The sequence below is a fragment of the Lactobacillus sp. RTP31084st1_F9_RTP31084_210423 genome, assembly GCF_040919545.1.
Classification (GTDB): Bacteria; Bacillota; Bacilli; order Lactobacillales; family Lactobacillaceae; genus Lactobacillus; species Lactobacillus paragasseri.
On record NZ_JBCOVH010000001.1, the window covers coordinates 829555 to 850351 of the forward strand.

Genomic DNA, 20797 nt, shown 5'->3' on the forward strand with positions numbered 1-20797 from the left:
TTAACTATCCTTATTTTAAATCAATTTTCGAAAAAACATTCAATTAAAAATAGCAAATTAGTCACTTTCAAGATCACTAATTCGCTATTTTACTAACTTATTTAAATTTTATTCAACAGTCACACTCTTAGCTAAGTTACGTGGCTTATCAACGTCTAATCCCTTATCTTTAGAAGCGTAATATGCAAGCAGCTGTGCCGGTACAACAGTTAAAAGCGCAGACATATAGTAGTTAATTTCTGGTAATACTACATCGTCGCCCTCTCTAGCGAAGTCCTTACCAACAATTGTAATAATATTAGCTCCGCGAGAAACAACTTCTTGAATGTTACCACGAGTTAAATCGGCAGTTGCTGGATCATTAATTAAAGCAATAACTGGAGTGCCTTTTTCTATAAGAGAAATAGTTCCATGCTTTAATTCAGCTGCAGCAAAACCTTCAGTTTGAATGTATGAAACTTCCTTAAGCTTCAATGCTCCTTCTAAGGCAACAGCATAGTCAATTCCGCGTCCAATATAGAAGGCATTGCGTGACTTAATTAAGTACTTGTCAGCAATTTCTTTTAAACTTTCCTTGCTGTCAACAAGCTGTTGCATCCCTTCAGCTGCAATGGCCAAATCATGCTTTAAGTTCCAGTCTTTTGCATCTTGATTATTAAGTGCTTCACCCAAAGCTTTAGCAAGTACTGCTTGAACAGCAATTTGAGCAGTATAAGCTTTAGTAGATGCAACGGCAATTTCAGGACCTGCTTCGAGCAGCATAGTGTAGTCTGCTTCTCTTGATAAAGTTGAACCCTCTACGTTAGTAATGGTTAAACTTGGAATATTACGCTTATTAACTTCTTTTAAAACAACGCGTGAATCAGCGGTTTCACCAGATTGAGTTAGAAAAATAAAGAATGGCTTTTTACTCAGCATTGGGAAATGATAGCCAGCTTCTGAAGCTAAACCAACTTCTGTTGGAATACCTGTGTAGTGTTCTAAAAGCGTCTTTCCTACTAATCCAGCATGGTAACTAGTACCTGCTGCATAAATGTAAATTCGATCTGCTTTAGAAAGAGCATCAATGATTTGAGGCTCAACCTTAACGTCACCATTTTCATCAAAATAAGTTTGAGAAATTTTACGCATAACGCTTGGTTGCTCATCGATTTCTTTTAGCATATAGAATTCATAGGTGCCTTTTGAAGCAGCATTTGGATCAATATCTAATACGTGAGGTTTACGTTCAACTTTTTTACCGTCAACAGTTTCAATTGTGTAAGAATCCTTGGTAATGTCACCTACGTCACCATCTTGTAAATCAACAAAAGTCTTAGTTTGATCTAAAACAGAGATTGCATCAGAAGCAATAATATTAAATCCATCTCCAAGACCGAGCATCATTGGTGACTTATTTTTTGCAATAAAAACATGGTCTGGTTCAGTATTATCAACCAAAAGAAAAGCGTATGAGCCCTTCACTAACTTCAAAGCTTCTTTAAATGCAGAAAAACCGTCTAAATTCTTTTCACGTGCAATTTTACCAATTAATTGAACAACCACTTCAGTATCAGTATTTGAATGGAACTTAACACCTTGTAAATATTTTTCTTTTAACTCCACATAATTTTCAATTACACCATTATGAACCAAGTAAAAACGCTTAGTTTCATCAAAATGAGGGTGAGCATTATCAACTGTTGGCTTACCATGAGTTGCCCAGCGAGTATGACCAATTCCAACTAAGCCTTGTTCATCTGGAGTTAACTTTTCTTTTAAGTTAGAAATTCTACCAACTGCCTTAGTTAAATATTCATTGCCATTAAGATCATTTAAATACATACCTGCTGAATCGTAACCACGATACTCTAAGTTAGTCAGACCATTTAAAATAATATCTCTTGCAGGTTTTCCAACAACACCAACAATTCCACACATACATTTTTCTCCTTTGGTATAGTTCATTTTAAATAAATGGACTATCTTTTATTTGTTGTCATATGAGCAATAATAACCCTATATTAAAAATTGGTCAAGAAGTTTTATTTGTAATTGGTCTATATCAAAAAGAAGAAAAATTGCACAAAAAAAAGACGCCCCATGCGGAGCGTCATATCAGTGATTTGGGTGAGATTCGAACTCACGACCCACGGTTTAGAAGACCAAATCGTTTGATTTTATGTAATTTTCTATGTTTTTAAGTGCCTGAGATATGGCACTTTTTCTTTTATTTGAATTTATTCTATTTTAAGTTTGGGGGTCACAGCGGGGGTCAGTTGATAATTACTTATAGTTTCATTTTCTACATATATTAGACATCTAATTTTGTTATAATTATTTCAGCGACTATTGCCTCCCCTTGAAAGGAGGTGAGTTCGTTGAAGGAATTTCTAACTTTAGTTGTAGCTCCAATTCTTGTGGGAATGGTGAAATCACTATTCGATCACTGGCTGGATGATCGGCGTAACAACAAAAAACATAAATAGTCGCATTTCCACCCTCAACGTTTGATAGGTTGCGTCAAGCGATAAAAAAAGCATTACCTTTTGTAGCGATCAGGTAATGCTTTTTGAGTTCATTGAATTTTAGAATTTCTAACTTGTTGCAAGTTAAGTATAACATATTGTAAGTAAAATTGTAACAAGAAAACATAGTTAAAATAATAGAAAATTTGTTGTATGCAAAAAGCCGCTCCAGAGAAACATCTCCAGAGCGGCTTTTGAATTATATTAAATTATTTGAAAGTTCCCCACGGCTCACTGCCGACACGACCAACTAAATAGCCATTCTTACCATTTTCTCTCGGTTGCTGTAACCATACACGCCCAGCACTATCTCTAGCCCAAGCATTGTATTTAACTTCTGAACCTGCTGGTAAGGTGGTAATCAGTGTGCTTTGCGTATTAGCGCCCCAGCGAAGATTAATCGCTCCACCAGTGATGAAAGTACCATGTTCTTCATGCCAAGTCATACCTTGTACATCAGTCCATGTTTTTTCTGATGCTGATTGTGCAACAGATGGCTGAGCTACTGGTTTGCTATCATTTTTTAGATCAATCAAGCTGATGTTTCCGTCAACATTTAACCCACGCCAGTTATCGGTAAATTGCCAAATTGCTACTCCGTTCATTGATGGAAAGTAGCCAAAGTTTGGTTCACTTACCGCAGTACCATTACCTGATGGATATGCTGCTACCCACAAACAATTAGGATACTTGGCTAAAATTCTAGAAGTATTAATTTTGTCTCTCATAAGATAAGCGCCTGAGTATAGTAAAGGCTTATAACCAGCACCCACAATAGTATCTAAGAAAGATAAGATAGCAGTCGTATTAGTTTCACGATCTCCTCTAGTTTCGTTTCCACTTCCTTGTTCATAGTCACAAGCTAAGTAAGTACCTGCCTCAAGACCAACAGCTTTTGCAGAAGTAACTGCATAGTTACCTTCTTGAATTGCTACGTTACTATTGCCACTAAACCTCGCATAGTGATAAGCCATTGGCAACATACTATTAGCTCTTGCAGTAGATACTTGAGATTGTGCTTTAGGATTACGATAATCTAAGCCCTCTGACACTTTAACAACGGCAAATTTCGATCCGGAATAATTGCCGTTGTTATGACTTGATACATCTACACCGTAACTTCTTTTAGCTACTTCAACCATAGTTACCTCCTACTTCTTTACTTCTTTCAATTCGCCAACAATGGTCTTACTTTTCAATTGTTTGGCTGCATCGTCTTCCTTAGTCAGTGTTTGCATACTATCAACAAAGTTTTTCGTTTGCTTCATCGTAGTAACCGACTTCTCAATCTCGCCTTTGATATAAGCTGTTGAGGGATGCGGTAAGTGCGCCAAATCTAAAATAGCGATTAAGTAATTAAAAGCTGCTAACAGCTTATCCTTACCTGAACCGCCCTCTTTTTCAGTTTGATATACGATTGCATTTGCTGAATTAGCAATCATTTTTTCAGCTTTAGCTAGTGCATCGCCTTGCATAGCTTTTTTATCAATAGCAATCTTATTTTTTGAATAAACATAAAAGATGATTGCTATAACTACTGATACAGCAACAACTAACATATCGCCAATTTGTTCAAAGCTCATTTTCTGTCCTCGTTTTCTTTAAAATCATCTATCTTGTTTTCTAACCGTTTAACCTTCTTGCGCAACTTGTCATTTTCTGCATCAATTTCATCAAAAGCTTTCTCACTTTCAAGCCACCGATTTCTATATAAGTCACGGTCAGCCCTCAGTTCTTCTTTATCATCTTTTGAAACTTCATGGCTTGTTTTGCGTAAAGCGTTCCAAGCAGTAAGCCCTGCAACAAAAACAGAAAAAAGAAGTGCTATTTCACGGATTAAATTAGCCCAGTCTTGCACTTCTTATTACCTACTTTCGTCGTCTTACAGTCTTAGAAAATACTGCTAAATACTGAATTACTAGTAGCCACCCGATTAGTGCAATAATTGAAAGCAATCTGCTATAGTCGTGCATGACCAAAACATGCCCCAGTTGCAATACTGTTAACATCATCAAAAAGAATGCTGAACAAGCTAGTAACACGGCATTAGCAAGTTGACTTCTTCCACCAGCAAAAACAAATGCAATTAAGCCAATACCAACTATGATTGCAAAGGCATCGACTAAGTCATTATTGAAGAGCCATTGCCATTCTGGTGGCCAATAAAAAAAGGAATCGTTCACTAAAAGAACAATTCCAAAAGCTGTAAGCAAACTTCCCAAAATCAAATGAAGTAAATTAAGTTTAGCCGTTTGCCACAGTATTTTGATCTCCTGCAACATAATCATCACCCGTAATTCTCTTATATCCATCTGCATCAAATGTTCCTTGCTGAACAAATCCCGCAATTGTGTTGTCTGTGAAATACCCATTGTCTAGAGATGATTTACATAAACTTTCAAGGTTTGAATAGATAGAACTGAAATCAAAATCAAACATTATTCAGCACCTTCTTTTTTCTTAGTTTCATCAGCTGCATTTGGTTTGTCTGGTGTGTTTACTGACTTGGAAAGTTGTTGAACCATTGGCACAAGTTGAGCAAGAACTGCTGTAGTTTGTGCTTGTCCCTTTTGTACGCCACTTAAAGCTTGAACGATTTTATCATTATTTTGAGCATCTTTAATCTTAGCTGCTTCGTAGTTTTCCATTTTCTTTTGCATAGCTGCATTACTTGCTTGCAACTTAGCAATTAAAGCTGGCTGAGATTTATCACTGTTTTCAATCCAACTATGAGAGTCATCGTCCCAAACTGCATCAATTAAATCCTCACTAGGCTTTTCTGCATGCCAGCGGTAAGGCAAGTCTACAGGACTAAGCTCTCCTGGATAAGGAATTTCCAAGTGATGAAGAGCTGTAATTGGACTAGTTGGATCAGAGAAGTAATAAAAGCTGATTTTCCCATCAGCAACGACTTGTTTTAATAAATCTAAAAAGTTTTCTGCTTCCATAATTTTCCTCCATAAAAAAATCCTTAGTTTAACTAAGGATTAAACAGTTTTATTCAAATATTGATGCCATTGATCCCAATTTGTCGGGCTAGAAGACTTTCGTCCATACATATTGTCGCCTTCGTAAAGCGTTTGATACACAGTATTAGCATCAAATACTGTCACTTTAACGTAAACCCAGTGCGCATTATCGGTTGGATATGGTCCACTTTGAACATGACAATTTGAAAGACGATACATTCCTGTGCTTCTTAAGTTATTAAGATTTACAGTGGTATTATTGAACTCTCCTTGAGGAGTATTGTAATCAGTTCTCTTCTTTAAGTTCATCAACTCTGTTCGCATAGTCGTCAAATTAGTATTAAGGTTGTTAATTGCTTCTGCAAAAGGATGTAATGCCATTTGATCTACTAACCATGGTTGCTTTACAGGCCAAGTTTGATGTGGTCCTTCCTTAACGTTAGCAACATCAAAACTATTAATTACAGTTACAACAGGATTGGCATTGTTAATATCTGGTCGTCCATTAACACAATCCCAATTAACTGTGCCCGTATAATGACCGTCCGCCAAAATAGCAGCTGTTTCTGTGCCTAGGGCGTTTCTAATTGAAATACGGTTAGAATTATCGTTTCCAAGTTGAATGGCTAAATCTAGATTGTCAGAGGAATTGTTATCGCCAAAAATTTTTACATAGTCTGTAGCACCGTTCCATTGAAGACCGCCAATATTGCCTTCCTGAATATTAGATCCAGCATTAGTTCCTTGCCATAAAATAGTGCTGCCTTTAGCCATCTCGCCGCCACCAAGCGACAGTCGACTATTTACTTCATCGATGTTTGCTATTCTTTGCCACCCAGCCCAAATATCGCCATTCTTATTGTTTAACCAGTACTTACCGTCTTGATCTACAACGGTTACAGAACCCCAGCCAGGACCAAGTAACTTGATTGCAAAGAACCAACTTTTGTTGTTCATTGGTGGCAAGTTCTTGACGCTATCGCCATTGCCATTCCAATAAACAATCTCATTGCCTGAATTTGCTAGCAAATCAGCGTCGGCTTGACCTGCTTTAATAGGCAGTTTTGCATTGATAGCATCAGCTAATTGATCAACTACGACTCGATCTACTAGCCAACGTGAAAAGTAGCCATTATCCCCGAAAGCAGCATTTCCGTCATAAGTCGGTGTTTTGTTTGGCACATCATAGGAAATAAGTGTCTTCGCCTTAAGTTTAGGCAAAGTTACTTCGCCATTACTATCTGCCGTGTGACCATTTACTGATTTAACTTGACCAGCAATTTTGCTATTGACTTCGTCTTTGGTGTAAGTGGTAGCTTTATCCGCTTTTTTACTTAGTTCTCTATCGACATAGCTCTTGTCAGCTTTAGGCGAAATTATATTATCGACTTCGTCCTTGGTGTAGGTAGTTGATTTATCTGCCTTTGTTTCGAGTTGCTGATTTACTGCACTTTTATCGGCTTTTGTGTCGAGCTGTTGTTCAAGATTTTGATGATAAGTCTTATTTTCTTGCTTATAATCATTTAAATTTTTAAGAATTTCAGCATCTTTGTCGTTGAGCTTAGATACTGCATCTGAAACTTTAGCATCAATTTCAGCCTTGTTATATGTATCTTTTTTGAGATATACATCATCTGGACTGACTTGTACAGTTACCTTATCTATTTGCCCAATGACTAAGTACATCAAAAAATCAAATTTGAAAAGTGTTTGTTCTTTAAAATCAGGGATATATTCTGGAGTTTTTGCAGTTGCAACACCGTATAGAATTTCTTCTTTTTCAGGTTCTTTTGCATAAACACCAACAGTGTGAACGTTATAACCAGTCTTCAAATTTTGGTTATCAAAAGTCATTCTGACGCCTAGAACAGTGTCTGGGTTATCAGTAGTGCCACCTACATCACTCAGGCTTACTGATTGTTGAATACTCGGTAATTGAGTTAAGTTTTGAAGTTCTTCAATTGTCTTCCCTGATAAGTTTTCAGTAGAGGAAACACCTCTAGTTAATTGGAAAGTTGCTGCACCCTTGTTAGCTCTTCTAGCTAAATCAATACCAGCATTGGTTAAAATCGTTTTATTATATTCTGACATCTAATTACCTCGCTAGTTAAATACTTGGCTAGGACTTGCTTTTGCTATTCCTGTCGCCTTTACCACGTTGCCAATTCCTAGGTTTAAATTATCTGAAACCTTTGCGGTATTTAGCAAAATCTTGATTTGATACAACAAATTAGCTGGAAGATATACATTCAGCAAGTATTTTAAATATTCGATCTGATTACTGGTAATTTCAGCAGATTTAGCAGTTGCTAAAATAGCCCTAGCACCATAGTTAACATCAATTTTTACTGGTAGATTGACGTTATCAAGTATATTTCTGAAAAATCCAATTGTTATAGGTCTTGGTGGCAAAACGTACATCAAGACCTTGTTTCTGCGCATCTCTAAAGTATCGTTTTCGTCAGGTACTATACCCAGTTGGCTCTCAAAGAGAGATATTCCCTTAGCATCAGCAGTCGAGACAAATTCGTTAAGTAGAGTGCGTAAATGACTATTTTCTAAATCTTTTAGCATTAAGCTTTCGGATTTAAGCAGCTCTTCCATCTCATACACGCCTTGATAATAATCCGGCATGTAATTAAGAAGTTCATACTTATTGCTCATTGATCGTCACCGTCCCAACTACTGGCAATTGCGATTTGGAATTATTAAAGACAAGCTCAATATCTGCATCTTTACCGTTAAGCAATGGTAACTTAGCGTTAACAACGCCCTCCGTCAACATAACTTGAGATAAAATTTTTGAACGATAAATAGTCTGTTCGTAGCCCCTACCTAGTTTTTGATTGATATCCGACCAGTCTTCTCTCAAAGATTGAAAATATCCTTCAATTGCCTGATTAATGCTGTCCTTGACATAACGAGCAACTTTTGTGTCGTCAATCTTTACCGAAATATCAATATTTACAATTAGTTTTTCAGGTGCAGTTACAGTAACGGCATGGTCAATCGGAGCTAATCCATAGCCCTCTGCTTGTTTGTCTTCTGGATCAAGTGCATTTTTAACTTTTTGTACCAGACTAGCACTAGCAGGCATCAAGTCATTATTTAGGATAACAACTTTAACAGTACCGCCACCATTCCAAGTCGGATAGATTTGTGCTGCACCTACTTCGTCAATTTTACTTGTCATATCCAGATAATCAGCAACGTTGCCACCGTAAGCAATCCAACTTTGAGAACTTAGCAATCTAGCTCTTAGGTGGTCGTCACTTTCTACGTCCCTTGCAGGAGCAGTAATTTCGATAATTTCAGCCCACGAAAGCAAGTCATTAGGAGTTACTGGCAAAATTTGACCGATATAACTATTGGCACTAGATCCTTTAACTTCTGCTGTCAATTCAATTGTTAGGTCAGAATTAATCTTAGTCACAGCATAAAAAATAGGCGAGTCGCCAATGCTGGCAAACTTATCGCCTATTTGAACATTATCTAACGGTTCTTTCTTATCGTTTAAAACTTTTGCTTTAGCTTCTGTTTGAGTAGCAGGATATCGACTTGTTCCATGTTCAATTGCTCGATAATCTAGGAACTCTCCGGAAGCTGTTTTGATGTAAGTTTCTTTGATTACATTAGCCATGTCTAAGGATTGCTGACCCATCACTAATGCAGCAGGTGCTAAAGCATCATAAATAATTGATCCTTCACGCTTATCGACATTATCAGGTACAGCATCAAGCATTTTTCTTAGAAAATAATCGTAATCTTTACTCTGAAATTCAGCAATTAATTCATTTGGACTCACTTAATGCTTACCTCACTTTCTATAGGTATAGTTCCATAAGTTGTTTTACATTCTCCAGTAAGAGTTAAGGTGTTAGAGCTAGTTTCATCAACGCTTATTATCTCAACCTTGATAACTCGTTCATCAGCTAACAGTGCCTCTTTAACCATTCTTTCCGCTTCAACTCTGGCATAGCCCATATCTTTGCCAAGTAAATCGTTTAGGTCATTGCCATATTGATCGGTGTAAATTGGAAAAACAAAACGTTCTGTTTTCAAGATTTTGTCTACTGCTTGAACCATAGCACCTAGGCCATCAAACTTATTTCTTATTCTCCCATTGGCGATTTGAAAAGTTAGTGTTGGATTTTGATTTTCTTCATTATCCAATGCTAACCACCTTCTCTCTCAAATAGGTAAAATTGTTGACCACCGTCAGCACGAATCATAGTTACTTTATCGCCTACTTTTAAAGAATTATCGAAAGTAAAAGTAGCAGGCTTAGTTGTTTTTTCTATTTTAGGCTTTTCTCCATCTTTGTCTTTCTTTTCTTCGCTAGTGGTTAAGCTACCACTCATAGAAAAGCTACCGATATGCTTACCCAAAACAATAAAATTATCGTCAATAATCATTGAGTTAGAAATTTGCACTTTCAATGGAGCTGTACTGATGACACGACCATAGACTACATCGGAATACTCGGAGTCACTACCGCCCCGTTCAGTCAACATTTTTATAAGCTGTTCTCCTGCCATTTTGTACCTACTTTCATTTCCAAACTGCAAGTATAATCTGTACCAAAGTTATGAGTTGCTTTAAGAATTGGGCAATTAGTCCAAGTCTTGCCAAAATCTTTGATTTTGACATTAGCACCAGCGCCAGCAATTAAAGAAGTATCGCCAATACAGTCTAAAGTTAACTTACGCTCTGAAACATTGCGTTTCTTCAACTCATCGTTAGCTTGTTGAACCATTTGTGCCCAGTTAGCTTTATTTTTGGCATTCACTACTTTAACGATTTGTCCCCAAGTTCTAATCGTATTACCCCTAGCAGAGGCAATCGTAAAACTTGTAGTAGCTGGATCATCTCCAGTGTCGGAAGTAGCAGTGGCTGTTTTTGTCTGTGAATTATCGGTGTTCTTTTGAACAACTTGAACCACGTTAGCAGCATTATCAATACTCTCAGAGTAAGTGTAATCACTCATCGTGTTTTGAGTATCAATAACTAAGAGGGTTCTTGTAGGAATAGGCGCTCTTCTAAGTTCGATATACATATGATTAGCAACAATGCAGTACATTTCGCCAGTAGCAGAGTATGTCTTATCTATTGCGCTCTTAATCATGTCAAATCCTGTCTTACCATCACAAACTTCCGCAGGCACTCTGTAAGTTGGCTGTTCCTTGATATGAAATGGTACACCGAAACGGCGACAAACATTACTGTATCTATCTCCAAGCGTCCCTGATTGAAAGACGACTGAACCTTCACTCTTTAGATATCTTTCAAAGTCGTAAGCTTTAACGCTCACTGTAGTGTCTGACGTGCATTCAGCACTGAAAACGAAACCCCAGAAAATATCTTTATTATCCCAAGCGAAGTCTACAATTGCCCCCATCGCTGGAATTATTGGATCTTTGCCATTCACAATATCAAATGTTAGCTCTCCAGCAGAGTAATTTAAGTCAGTTACCCACTTAAGATTTTTAACCATGTCCTTGATTTCGACACCAATTCTAGCGCCACCATTATCGTGTTTTAGAATTTGAAGTTTGGTAATCATGCTAATCTCACTTCACTCTGTCTAACCCAACCTCTAGGTCCTCCATTCACTAAAGCAACATGAATTGGAAAAGGATGCCCAGGCGCTAAATAAGTAATTCGTCTTCTTACATTATTTTCATATACACCCGGCGCACTTCCATAACTGTCTAAGCGCAGCCGGCCATTTACAATTACAATTGAACCAATGCCTAACTTCTTAGGAGGAGCTGGTCTTGGTTTAGGTTTAGGGGGAGCTGGAACGTTAACTTTATGGTACTTAACTTCTCTATACTGCTTTAAGCCCAAAGTATAAGCATATTCATCTGCAAAGCCACTCTTAAAGCCATATTCAAAACTAGAAATTGTCATAGTTACACTAATCTGAGTAGAGCTGACAACTAATTGAACATGATGTTTATTAGCTTGAATGTTTTTAAGCCAATTAATGTATTCATCAGGTTTTAAAAGCTTGTCCGAACTAATCCAAGAACTATGTTTCTTTGGAAAGACACTATCAATCGAAAGAGACACCAATTTCATGTTACCTACTCGATTAATCTCTCCCAAGTTCACAATAGTTTCTGATTTATCATCAGTTTCATATTTCAAAGTTAATTCTGACGGGTTGACAGGCAATTCAACCGTTCTATTAGTTGAGTAATCAGTGATATAAACACCAAAGCCGTTGACCGGCATATTAACCACCTCCTAGAGCTTTATTTCGTCTATCAATAATCTTTTGATCGATTTTATCTAAAATCTTGTCTACATCTGCATCTGGATCACCAGAAGCATTGATGACAATAGCACCTTTATCAATTTGAACTTGAGTACTATTGTCTGTTTGGCTACTACTGTTGTTATTAGTCAATACTGAATTTGGAGTAATTGAGCCAGATGTTACTGTATCGCTACCAACTGAACTAGAAGAAACTGCGCCTTGACCAAAAATGCCAATATTAGCTCTTGATCCATCTAATCCGGTAATTGCACCAGCAACATTGCTAATTGCGTCTAGCGCCCTATCAAATCCAGAAGCAAGTAAATCTCCCGGATTTATTCCACTTAATCCAATAGGGTCTAAAGTTGGTGCCATTCCAGAAGCTGCATCTACAACTCCTTGCGCCATATTTGCCGAAGCATCAGCTGCTGCACCTGCATCTCTGTTTAGTCCAATGATTAAACCTTGATCGACCCAGCGACCATATTGTCTAAATAGACGAGATGGAGAACCAATGTGAAGCACGCTTTTAGCAGCACTTACTACTTTACTTGCCACACTTTGCACTGCACTAACAGCAGCACCAATCATAGATTTAATACCATTGACTAACCCTTGAATTAACTGTCTACCAACAGAAACTAAGGCATTTCCGAAACTTCTAGCAGCATTTACAGCACTAGAAATTCCACTTCTAACAGCACTTACTACTCCACTCATTGCGCTAGTGATTGCTGAAACCATCATTGCACCAGCAGCAATAAATAAAGAAGCCATAATCATTACAGACGCTCCAACAGCTACTAAGGCACTAGAAACAGCCATAGCCGCAGCAGCTACTATCATTAATCCAGCACCTAGCATAATCGCAGCAGCAGCTAATAACATCAATCCAATAGCAGCTATCATTGCCATTGGTCCAACTAAGACTAAAGCTACAGCTAAAAGCATCAATCCGATTGCTGATACCATAGCCGTGACCATAATCATCATTAAAGCAACTGACATCAGCATCAAACCAACTGCGGCAACAATACCCATTGCAGCGACTAAGACAAGTGCCACACCAAATAAGAGCATTCCAACTGCTGCGATAATTACCATTACAGCAACTAGAGCAATTGCAACTCCTAAAAGTAAGACACCAACTGCGGCAATTAAAGCAGTAATTCCGACTAATGCTAAACCAACCGCAAAAATTAGCGCTCCAACACCTGCTGCAACTAAACCAACAGCAAGAACTACTAAAGCAACTCCTAAAAGAAGCACTCCAACAGCTCCAACTATTGCAGCTAAACCAAATACAGCAATCGCACCAGCTAAAGCAAGTAAGCCAACTGCTGCACTAGTTCCATATTCTGAAATAGTAGGTAGTTGAGTAGCCAAAAGAGCAATACCAGCACTTGCAACTAAAACAGCAACAGCAATTAAGAGCAAAGCAGCTGCAAAAATAGCAAAGCCGACCGCTCCACCAATCAACGCTGGTCCTAAGAACCGGACTAAAACTACCAAGGCGGCAATAGCAGCAATCATTCCAAAGAACGTTGCTATAGCACCGCCTCCTGCACTAGAAATCTGAGTAGCTGCATCGGCTAGTAACTTAAATCCAGCACCAACCATTAACGCACCAGCACCAACTAAGGCAAATGCTGCACCAAGTTTCATATATGCACCAGCATTACTTAAAATTTTGCCCGGCTTAGTCATTTTGGGCGACTCAATTTCAGGAGCTTTGATCTTCTTAGCATTCTTAAAGCCTTTAAAGAAGTCTGCAATACCTTTTGCATAATTAGAAATGCGTCCTAAAGCCTTTAAAATTATGAAAGCAGTTGTCAATTTTACTAAAGCATTAGCAAGATGTTGTATTGTATCTGGATCTAATTTATTCAATTCTTTAAGACCAATGACGATTGCTTCAAAAGTTAACCCTCTCAAACCACCCTTTAAGATAATGAATGCTTGGGCCAAACTAGAAAGAGTTTCAGGGCTTAAATTACCAATTGCTTCTGCAATTGCACCAATTCCTTTTGCTAATCCGCTTAAAGCACCTCCAGAAAGTTCTCCTAGTTGTTTAAAAAAGCTCTTTCCACCTTTAACTTGATCCATAGAATTGACTAAATTTTCAAAAGCATCTCTGATAGAGTCAATAGTTCCTTTAATTGCATTTGGGACTTTAAACTCTTCAAAGCCTTTTTTGAAATCATCAAAGCCAGTTTTCAACTCTTCAAAAGCTGGCTCAAATTTCTTAATACCGTTTAAAAGTCCATCACCAATTTTTTCAAAATTAACTTTACTTAAAGCATCTGAAAGTTGATTTACCGCTTGAATACCAATTTGGCTAACTTTTCCCCAAGTTTTTAGCAAGCCATTAGTAATTTGCTCTTTTAATCCTTGTACAGCGTCCCCAATTGTTTTATATTGAGTCGCCATTTTGGAAAAGTTAGCATTAGTTCCCGTTTTGGCTACGGCATTAAAGAAATCTTCAGTTTTAATTTTTCCATCTTGAATTTTAGAAATTAAATCAGTTAGACTCATACCCATTGTTTTAGCAACGGCAGCCATACCGGCAGGCGTTTGCTGAACCATTAGTTTAAAATCTTCCCATTGTACTTTAGGCTTCGCAGCCATTTGAGTTGCTTGTTCAGATAGAGTCTTCATGGCTTGCGCTGGATTAGTTGCAGCTGCAGCAAGTCCACCAAAACCTTTGACCAATGTAGTAGTATTTTTTGTACCAACAGCGGCTAATTGTGAATAGGTGCTTGACATGTCAGCAGCACCATAAATTGTCTGCTCAGCAAATCTTTGTAATTCATTCTTAGCTTTTGAAATTTCAGCAGGAGATTTACCAATTTGACGCATATTTCCCTCAAATGTCGTCCACGATGTTTGAGCTTCATTAAGTTCTCCAATCATAGAGCGAATTCCAGTACTGGCAAGTTCCATCCCCTTGTTGATTGCTCCACCAACAACAGTACCGCCAACCATTGATTTGAACATGCTACCGCCACTAGAACCGCCAGAAATAGCTTCTTTTAATCTGCTCATACCACTTTGCGCTTTTTGCAAACCACTAGACAGGCGATCTAATGGGTTACTAAAAGCGTCATTAATCTTAACAGTGGTGCTAATTGTACTCATTTACTACCTCCTTTCTTTCCTGAATGTAAAAAAAGAGGCTAAGCCTTAAATATGCTTAGACCTAGCCTTTCTTTTTGCTTTTCTCTCTTCTTCTTTTTCGTATTTTTGTCGTACTTCAATTGAAGCAACGACTAAAGCCTGCTCACGTCTTGACATCTCCGCCCATTGTTTAGGCGTCCAGTGATATTCATTAAGAACATAGTGATAAATGTTAAAGTCACCAACAGACTCATTTATTAGTTTTTTGCTTTTTCAACCAAGTCTTCTGAACTGTCATCATTGTTAAGACCTGATAAGTCCATAATTGCCTGCGATAGCTCAGTATATTCACCAACTTTAAGCATTTTCTTCAAAACTTCCTCTGGTTTAGCAATACAGCTCCATGAAGTTTGGAGCTTTTCATTGTTTAAGTTAGGAGAAACAACAGCTTCTGCTACAACTAAGTCTTGGAACTGATTTTCATCAGTTTCTTGTTCATACTTATGTGTCTTTCGGTTAAGAACTCGTTTAGTTGCTTGCTTTCGAAGGTCAGATACTTCATCAGCAGTTAAAGATTTAATCTTAAAAGGAGACTTAAATCTTTCTAGCTTAATTTCTTTTTCTTCTACTGGACTACCTACATTTTCAAATAAAAAATCTTCAACACTTTCAGCCATTTAAATACTCCTTAATTAATTCCGTTAAATTCTTGTACTAAGTTGACACCTTCAAAGGTGAAATCACTTTCCCATTCCATTACGCCATCATCAGCTTCAAAATCAGCAATTGGGATATCGTCCAAGTTAACATCTGTTAATTGCACCACTTGCTTACCTGCTCTTGAAGTTGGGTCATGGATAGTTAAAGTTGCGTCAAAATATAAATCCCCACCGTCTTGAGTGTATGGAATACCGTACTTAAGCCAATTTGAACTAATCAAATAGCCACCTAAAGTTCCTGTACCTTCAACAGAAGTAGTTTTCTTTCTCTTCCAGTGAGAGCCTAAAGTTTGAACATCTTCCTTGTTCTTTTCAAGCTTAGCTGTGAACTTATCACATTCAATCATCTTAATAATGTTGCCATTAATTTTGATTGATAAAGTAGCATCTTTGGTTGAGATGGTATCTCGACCATTTAAAAACTCATCAATTGCAGCCATTTACGTTCCTCCTATCTAACTACCATTGTCATGTAAAGTTTTTCCATTGCATCAACTGGAGTAACTGCCAAGTTAACAACGATAGAGTCAGTATCATTCCCTGCTTCTACTGTGACATCAGTGTTCTTGAAGCTTTGAATGATATTTCTATTTTGTAAACCCGTTAAGTAAGCGATTCTGTCTGCCTTAAAGAGATCACGACCAGCTGCATTGTTACCGGCTTTGCCTAAATAAGTTCTTTCGAAAGTATTTTCAGTATCAGTAGCAATCTCATCTAAAGTCCTCATTACTCTGTTTTTAGAGAATGACTGTGGCTTTTCAGCCGTAAACTTGTGTAATGAGTTGATATCTTGTTCAATTACTACTCTTTGGCCAGGACGTGTAGTGAACACAATTTGCCCAGCATCAAGAGCCTTAATTGTCTTTTCATTATCAAATTTTGGATATGCTGAAACAGCATCTTCAACTTCAAAATAAGTTAAAGAAGTTGCTACATCAGCAGAAGCGGAAATACCAGCGAAGTAACCAGTTGCATCTTTAACATCTACATTAGTACCATCGCTTAAAGTGTAACCATTCACAACGGTTGAAATACCTTCATAGTTATAAGTAGTATCTGCATCAGTAGGAATTACACCTCTAACCTTGCGACCTTCATTTTCACGGAGACGCTTAACTGCTTCCACAACCAACTTGTTTATGTTGCTTGATGGTTCAAAGCCAGCAGTAGTAACAACTGCGTACTCTTCATTTTCTAAAGCGTCATTCAATAAGCTTTCAACTTTATTAGACTCAGTAGTAGTACCGCCAGTCAAAGTGCCTGAAACATTAGTAAATGCTACAGGCTTTGAACTACCCTCTTCGACTACTTTTGCAGTGATGTAATCATTGCCCTTGAACTTATCTAATTCATTGAACTTGATTGATTGTTCATCAACCAACTTAGTACCAAAGATAGTTGATACAGTAGCCGCATTCTGATCAGCTGGACTAACTTCAACACTCACTGTAATTTGATTACCCTTTTCACCTGGATAATTTGCAGTAACAGTCCAAGGCAGTCCTTCTTTAGTCAAAGTCGCTGCTGTACCCTCATTGGGGTTAAGAACAAGCACTTTAGAAGCACCTTTTAGTGTTTCCTTTAAAGCTGTAAGAGATGGATCATCTAAAGTAGTACCTAATTTCTTAGTGAAATCACTGTTAGCTTCTACTTCAATGACACCATTCTTTCCCCAGCCTAAGCCTTTATCACGAATTAACAACACTCTACCTAGAGAAGAAGCTGCTTCTCTTTGACCATTACCTACGACATTGATATAAGCGCCTGGTCTGCGCTTATCTTGAGCTTTCCAAGTTCCTCCTGCCATTAAAATCCCTCCTTAAATTTGTCAATCGCCTTTTGAACTTCGGCAATTGTGTATTCTTTGTCATCATCTAAAGCTAATTTCAAAATATCCCGTTCAATAACTGAGAACTTAGGGCTTGAAATCAAAGCTTGTTTTGTGAATTTAACGTCTTCAACTTGAATAGGCGCTTTAATTTCGCCCATCGGAGTCTCGGTTTCCGTTTTATTGGATTCCTCCATTAAACTCAATCCTTTCTAGCTTTCCACCGTCTTGAACCGGATACATCTCTAACCTCAAATCAAAACTCATTACTAAAGTTTCATCATCTTGGTTGATAGTCGTTTCTCGGTTTCTAACCGTTGCATAATCATCTAATCTTGTAAAATTATTCAGTAATTTTTGCTCTACTTCTTCCATATCAGCATTAGGGCGATCTGGATTAGCAAAATATGTTATTGAGTAAGACAAGCTTCTATCTTGAATATCAAAAAAGCGACTCTTAGTGACTGTCATTATCTTACTGATATAAAATGACGGCACTTGAAAACCGCTTTTCTGTTTTTCTGAATAAATTGTCACATCAGGAAATATCTCTGATATTCGCTTAGCTATTCTTTCAACTATTGTCATTCAAACAAGTCCTTTAAGCCCCATAGACCCTCTGTTACCAATTGTGGCAATTGGCTTTGGATCTGTGGAATAGATTTTTTCATATAAAACTGCCCTGGCACCCAATTTCTAACCAACCGTTTTTTAAGCACTGGAACATATCTGCCAGAGGTTTGCCTGTGCCCAGACTCAACCCAAGAAGCATATTCAGCATTGTTGATTAGTTTAATTGTCCAGCCACCACCACTATAACTAGGTCCTTCGGCAGTCCAAGATCTCCGCAAATTACCTTCTTTTACAGGAGTGTTAGCTTTAAGGATTCTTAGTGATTGTGTACCAATGCGTTTAGAACTCTTGCCAAGCTCCTGTTTCACATAGCCACTGTCAATCTTCTGTCTCACTCTGCTAGCAAATTGCTGAAATTGGGCGTCATCAACATGACCTAAACTCATGCTTTTTCACTCCTAACCATTGCTACTTCCTGATGACTGAAATAACCACTATAGCCCTTGCTAGCACGTTTATATTTAGTCATTTGACCATTTACATCAGTCACATAAATATCTGCACCAGCAGGGATTTTAATGCCATTTCGAATAATCAATTTTGCATCATATTCGTCAGTGCCGAAGAATGATTGTTCACTAGCTGATTGCCCTTTTAAGACAACCTTAGCTGGTTCATCTTCAACAATAGTCACATCTTCGTTATTAGTGATGTAGCCATGTTTGGTTGGCTGAGTACCCACAATCTTAACTCGATCATTCCATAGCTTAGGAAGTGCATTTTTTAAACCATTAAAGTAACTCATTGGGCTAACCTTCTAAAATTATTGAGTAACAATACATAGTTATCCGTAATCGTATTAATAGCTTGCAATGCTGAATAAATATCACTTGGAGATCTAAAAGAAACAGATGTATCGCCCTCTGATAGGGATTGAATATTCTCTACTTGTTGATCTTTTGGTACTAGCCATTGATGAGTGTCAATAGTTTGTACTGCTAAGCCTAAAATAGTTGGTTCAAGCTCTTCTGGTAGCTCTAAAATTGGAATATTTGTGTAAATTGAAACATCAGAAATAACTTTTTCTAGTGTAAATTCCAATACGCTGTCATAGTTAGGTGCATTATCAGTATTAGGCAGAAAATCAGCTAAATGTTTTTTGACCTCTTCAAATCGTGGGTATTTATCCATCTAACCACCTACTTCACTAAAGCTAATAATTCGTCTTTCTTGGTCTTACCAGTGTAATCAATGTGATTCTTATCTAAGTAGGCCTTGATTTCTTCTAAACTACTTGCAGCAGTTGGTTTTGTGTCTTGACTCTGTTGAGGCTTATTGCTTACTACAAATTGAATTCCCTTAGTCTTAGTCTTCAATAGTAAAACATCGTCGTAAGATTGTTCGTAGTACAAATAATTACCAGATGTTGCAGCTGATGGTTGGTCAAAACCTACAAATGAATATTTTTCAGGCGCAATTTGAACCCCATTGTAAATCAAGAACATTTCAATCTGCTTGGCACTATCAATCGTCTTAGAACCATCGGAGAAGTCGTAAGCCGTTTGCATTAAATCAGATGGAACAACTCGAATAGTTACATCGTCAAGGCTGTAAACAGTACGTTGAACCTTGTTAGGATCTTTCAAAGTTAAAGCACGATTCATTACTTCCGCACGTTTTAAGATTGCATTAGTCTTAGGTGTTACATAAAGAATACGGTTGGTTGATGGAATACGGGCTTCATCAAAATCAAGCATCATATTATCAAAAGCAGTAAGAATATTCTTTTCATCTAACGTGTTGGTAGTAATACCACCATCATTTGCAGCTTCCTTGTCACTGTATAAGTGGGAGAACATGTAGCGGTCTTTTTCAGGCATCTTAGAATCTAAGTTGAATTGCTTAGTAATGTTAGCCAACGAAACAACCATGTTAGTTTCGTCAATGTCAGAAGGATCTACAAGAGTTGACCAGTAACGTTCATTCTTTAATTCGTATGAGTCCCAGTCGTTGCTGTAGTTAGCTACTGGTGTTGTGATCGTTCTACGTTGTCTATCCTTACGACCACTGGTAATTTCTAAACGTGGAACTTTAATATGCTTTGCACCGTCAAATTTAATAATTGAGTTCGATGGAGAGTTCCATAAATCAGCACTATATAAGTGACCATCATAAAAGGCTTGTTGTACAGCTGATTGATATTTTTCAGCATAATTAATTGTCATTTATCTATACTCCTTTAAACACGTTTACCATTGCTTGGGTCGTATCAGTTGCAGGAGGTTGACCGTCACTAGGTTGGTAACCCTGTTTCTGACCTTCATTGAACAGATAAGCGTCAGATTTATGTAAAGATTTAATTTGATCATCTAACCCTGTCAAATTACCATCATCATCAAGCTTAATTTCGTCCATGTTCAAAAGACCTCTAATAGCCTTATTGTTGCGAACGTTAGCTTTGCTTAATGATTGGTCAATTGCGCTATTTAAACGATTAGCAGCAAGTTTTTGAGTAAGATCAGCTGTGTCCTTGTCATATTTGCTCTTTAAATCGTTGAATTGCTTAGTCAAGCCTTCATTATCTTTAACTTGAGAGCGCAACTTCTTTAAATCCTTATCTCTTTCGCTCATTTGAGACTTAAGAGCTTCATTTTCTGCCTGCAGGTCAGATGATTCGCCCTTAGCTTTCTCAATATCAGCACCATTTAAATCCATAATCTTTTTAATCTGCTCTTCTTGTAATCCAAGCTCTTCTAATTGTTTTCTTTTCATTGTTGTTCTATCCTTTCACACGTTTTATACGAGTTCGCCTCTCATAA

Annotated in this window: 27 protein-coding genes; 2 read left to right on the plus strand and 25 right to left on the minus strand. The window is 37.6% G+C overall.

What is annotated here, in order from left to right:
* Positions 1–108 precede the first annotated feature (108 nt).
* Positions 109–1920 (minus strand): glutamine--fructose-6-phosphate transaminase (isomerizing), encoded by a 1812-nt coding sequence (gene glmS / locus AB5359_RS04100; protein ID WP_048685330.1) that lies wholly within the window; start codon positions 1918–1920, stop codon positions 109–111.
* A 62-nt stretch (positions 1921–1982) separates the two neighbouring features.
* Between glmS and AB5359_RS04105 the strand changes: the two genes are divergently transcribed.
* On the plus strand, positions 1983–2183 hold the full coding sequence (locus AB5359_RS04105) for a hypothetical protein (RefSeq protein ID WP_368287194.1): 201 nt from the start codon (positions 1983–1985) through the stop codon (positions 2181–2183).
* A 168-nt stretch (positions 2184–2351) separates the two neighbouring features.
* A complete protein-coding gene (locus tag AB5359_RS04110) occupies positions 2352–2468 on the plus strand; it encodes a type I toxin-antitoxin system Fst family toxin (protein WP_223890564.1) in 117 nt (38 codons plus the stop codon).
* Positions 2469–2716: 248 nt separating this feature from the next.
* Here the strand turns inward: AB5359_RS04110 and AB5359_RS04115 are convergent, their stop codons facing one another.
* From AB5359_RS04115 to AB5359_RS04230, 24 genes are all read right to left on the minus strand, one after another.
* Positions 2717–3649 (minus strand): GH25 family lysozyme, encoded by a 933-nt coding sequence (locus AB5359_RS04115; protein ID WP_011678852.1) that lies wholly within the window; start codon positions 3647–3649, stop codon positions 2717–2719.
* Positions 3650–3658: 9 nt separating this feature from the next.
* On the minus strand, positions 3659–4090 hold the full coding sequence (locus tag AB5359_RS04120; protein ID WP_011678851.1) for a phage holin: 432 nt from the start codon (positions 4088–4090) through the stop codon (positions 3659–3661).
* Positions 4087–4365, minus strand: coding sequence for a hypothetical protein (locus AB5359_RS04125; protein ID WP_123338258.1), 279 nt, complete (start codon positions 4363–4365; stop codon positions 4087–4089). The genes AB5359_RS04120 and AB5359_RS04125 overlap by 4 nt, the downstream gene beginning before the upstream one ends.
* Before the next feature lie 10 nt (positions 4366–4375).
* Entirely contained in the window at positions 4376–4795 is a 420-nt protein-coding gene (locus AB5359_RS04130) for a hypothetical protein (protein ID WP_232610101.1), read from the minus strand.
* Complete coding sequence (locus tag AB5359_RS04135; protein ID WP_003648057.1) at positions 4752–4946, minus strand: XkdX family protein; 195 nt, start codon at positions 4944–4946, stop codon at positions 4752–4754. Before AB5359_RS04135 ends, AB5359_RS04130 begins: the two co-directional genes overlap by 44 nt.
* Positions 4946–5455: a hypothetical protein gene (locus AB5359_RS04140; RefSeq protein WP_003648056.1), complete on the minus strand. Its 510-nt coding sequence runs from the start codon at positions 5453–5455 to the stop codon at positions 4946–4948. The genes AB5359_RS04135 and AB5359_RS04140 overlap by 1 nt, the downstream gene beginning before the upstream one ends.
* 39 nt (positions 5456–5494) lie before the next feature.
* Positions 5495–7567 carry a DUF4795 domain-containing protein gene (locus AB5359_RS04145; protein WP_368280042.1) on the minus strand — a complete coding sequence of 691 codons (2073 nt, stop codon included), beginning with the start codon at positions 7565–7567 and terminating at the stop codon, positions 5495–5497.
* Positions 7568–7579: 12 nt separating this feature from the next.
* On the minus strand, positions 7580–8140 hold the full coding sequence (locus AB5359_RS04150) for a putative phage tail protein (protein WP_368280041.1): 561 nt from the start codon (positions 8138–8140) through the stop codon (positions 7580–7582).
* Entirely contained in the window at positions 8130–9281 is a 1152-nt protein-coding gene (locus tag AB5359_RS04155) for a baseplate J/gp47 family protein (RefSeq protein WP_368280040.1), read from the minus strand. Before AB5359_RS04155 ends, AB5359_RS04150 begins: the two co-directional genes overlap by 11 nt.
* On the minus strand, positions 9278–9649 hold the full coding sequence (locus tag AB5359_RS04160; RefSeq protein WP_368280039.1) for a DUF2634 domain-containing protein: 372 nt from the start codon (positions 9647–9649) through the stop codon (positions 9278–9280). Before AB5359_RS04160 ends, AB5359_RS04155 begins: the two co-directional genes overlap by 4 nt.
* Positions 9650–9651: 2 nt before the next feature.
* Entirely contained in the window at positions 9652–10014 is a 363-nt protein-coding gene (locus tag AB5359_RS04165) for a DUF2577 domain-containing protein (protein ID WP_117285543.1), read from the minus strand.
* Positions 9993–11039 (minus strand): late control protein D, encoded by a 1047-nt coding sequence (locus tag AB5359_RS04170; protein ID WP_142777723.1) that lies wholly within the window; start codon positions 11037–11039, stop codon positions 9993–9995. The genes AB5359_RS04165 and AB5359_RS04170 overlap by 22 nt, the downstream gene beginning before the upstream one ends.
* Positions 11036–11716: a hypothetical protein gene (locus tag AB5359_RS04175; protein WP_180963243.1), complete on the minus strand. Its 681-nt coding sequence runs from the start codon at positions 11714–11716 to the stop codon at positions 11036–11038. The genes AB5359_RS04170 and AB5359_RS04175 overlap by 4 nt, the downstream gene beginning before the upstream one ends.
* Before the next feature lies 1 nt (position 11717).
* Positions 11718–14879, minus strand: a complete 3162-nt coding sequence (locus AB5359_RS04180) for a tape measure protein (RefSeq protein ID WP_368280038.1) — start codon at positions 14877–14879, stop codon at positions 11718–11720.
* A gap of 236 nt (positions 14880–15115) precedes the next feature.
* On the minus strand, positions 15116–15535 hold the full coding sequence (locus AB5359_RS04185) for a hypothetical protein (protein ID WP_049148933.1): 420 nt from the start codon (positions 15533–15535) through the stop codon (positions 15116–15118).
* Between the two features lie 11 nt (positions 15536–15546).
* Positions 15547–16017, minus strand: coding sequence for a phage tail tube protein (locus AB5359_RS04190; protein ID WP_003648048.1), 471 nt, complete (start codon positions 16015–16017; stop codon positions 15547–15549).
* An 11-nt stretch (positions 16018–16028) separates the two neighbouring features.
* On the minus strand, positions 16029–17384 hold the full coding sequence (locus AB5359_RS04195) for a phage tail sheath family protein (protein WP_368280037.1): 1356 nt from the start codon (positions 17382–17384) through the stop codon (positions 16029–16031).
* Positions 17384–17602, minus strand: coding sequence for a hypothetical protein (locus tag AB5359_RS04200; RefSeq protein ID WP_003649127.1), 219 nt, complete (start codon positions 17600–17602; stop codon positions 17384–17386). The genes AB5359_RS04195 and AB5359_RS04200 overlap by 1 nt, the downstream gene beginning before the upstream one ends.
* Positions 17586–17993, minus strand: coding sequence for a DUF6838 family protein (locus AB5359_RS04205; protein WP_003648045.1), 408 nt, complete (start codon positions 17991–17993; stop codon positions 17586–17588). Before AB5359_RS04205 ends, AB5359_RS04200 begins: the two co-directional genes overlap by 17 nt.
* Entirely contained in the window at positions 17990–18424 is a 435-nt protein-coding gene (locus AB5359_RS04210; protein WP_142777718.1) for an HK97 gp10 family phage protein, read from the minus strand. The genes AB5359_RS04205 and AB5359_RS04210 overlap by 4 nt, the downstream gene beginning before the upstream one ends.
* The gene (locus tag AB5359_RS04215; protein ID WP_100733348.1) at positions 18421–18783 is read right to left on the minus strand and encodes a hypothetical protein; all 363 of its coding nucleotides are present in this window, start codon (positions 18781–18783) and stop codon (positions 18421–18423) included. Before AB5359_RS04215 ends, AB5359_RS04210 begins: the two co-directional genes overlap by 4 nt.
* On the minus strand, positions 18780–19169 hold the full coding sequence (locus tag AB5359_RS04220) for a hypothetical protein (protein ID WP_100733349.1): 390 nt from the start codon (positions 19167–19169) through the stop codon (positions 18780–18782). The genes AB5359_RS04215 and AB5359_RS04220 overlap by 4 nt, the downstream gene beginning before the upstream one ends.
* A gap of 8 nt (positions 19170–19177) precedes the next feature.
* On the minus strand, positions 19178–20203 hold the full coding sequence (locus AB5359_RS04225) for a capsid protein (RefSeq protein ID WP_285044942.1): 1026 nt from the start codon (positions 20201–20203) through the stop codon (positions 19178–19180).
* A 4-nt stretch (positions 20204–20207) separates the two neighbouring features.
* Positions 20208–20750, minus strand: a complete 543-nt coding sequence (locus AB5359_RS04230) for a phage scaffolding protein (RefSeq protein WP_142777716.1) — start codon at positions 20748–20750, stop codon at positions 20208–20210.
* Positions 20751–20797: the final 47 nt, after the last annotated feature.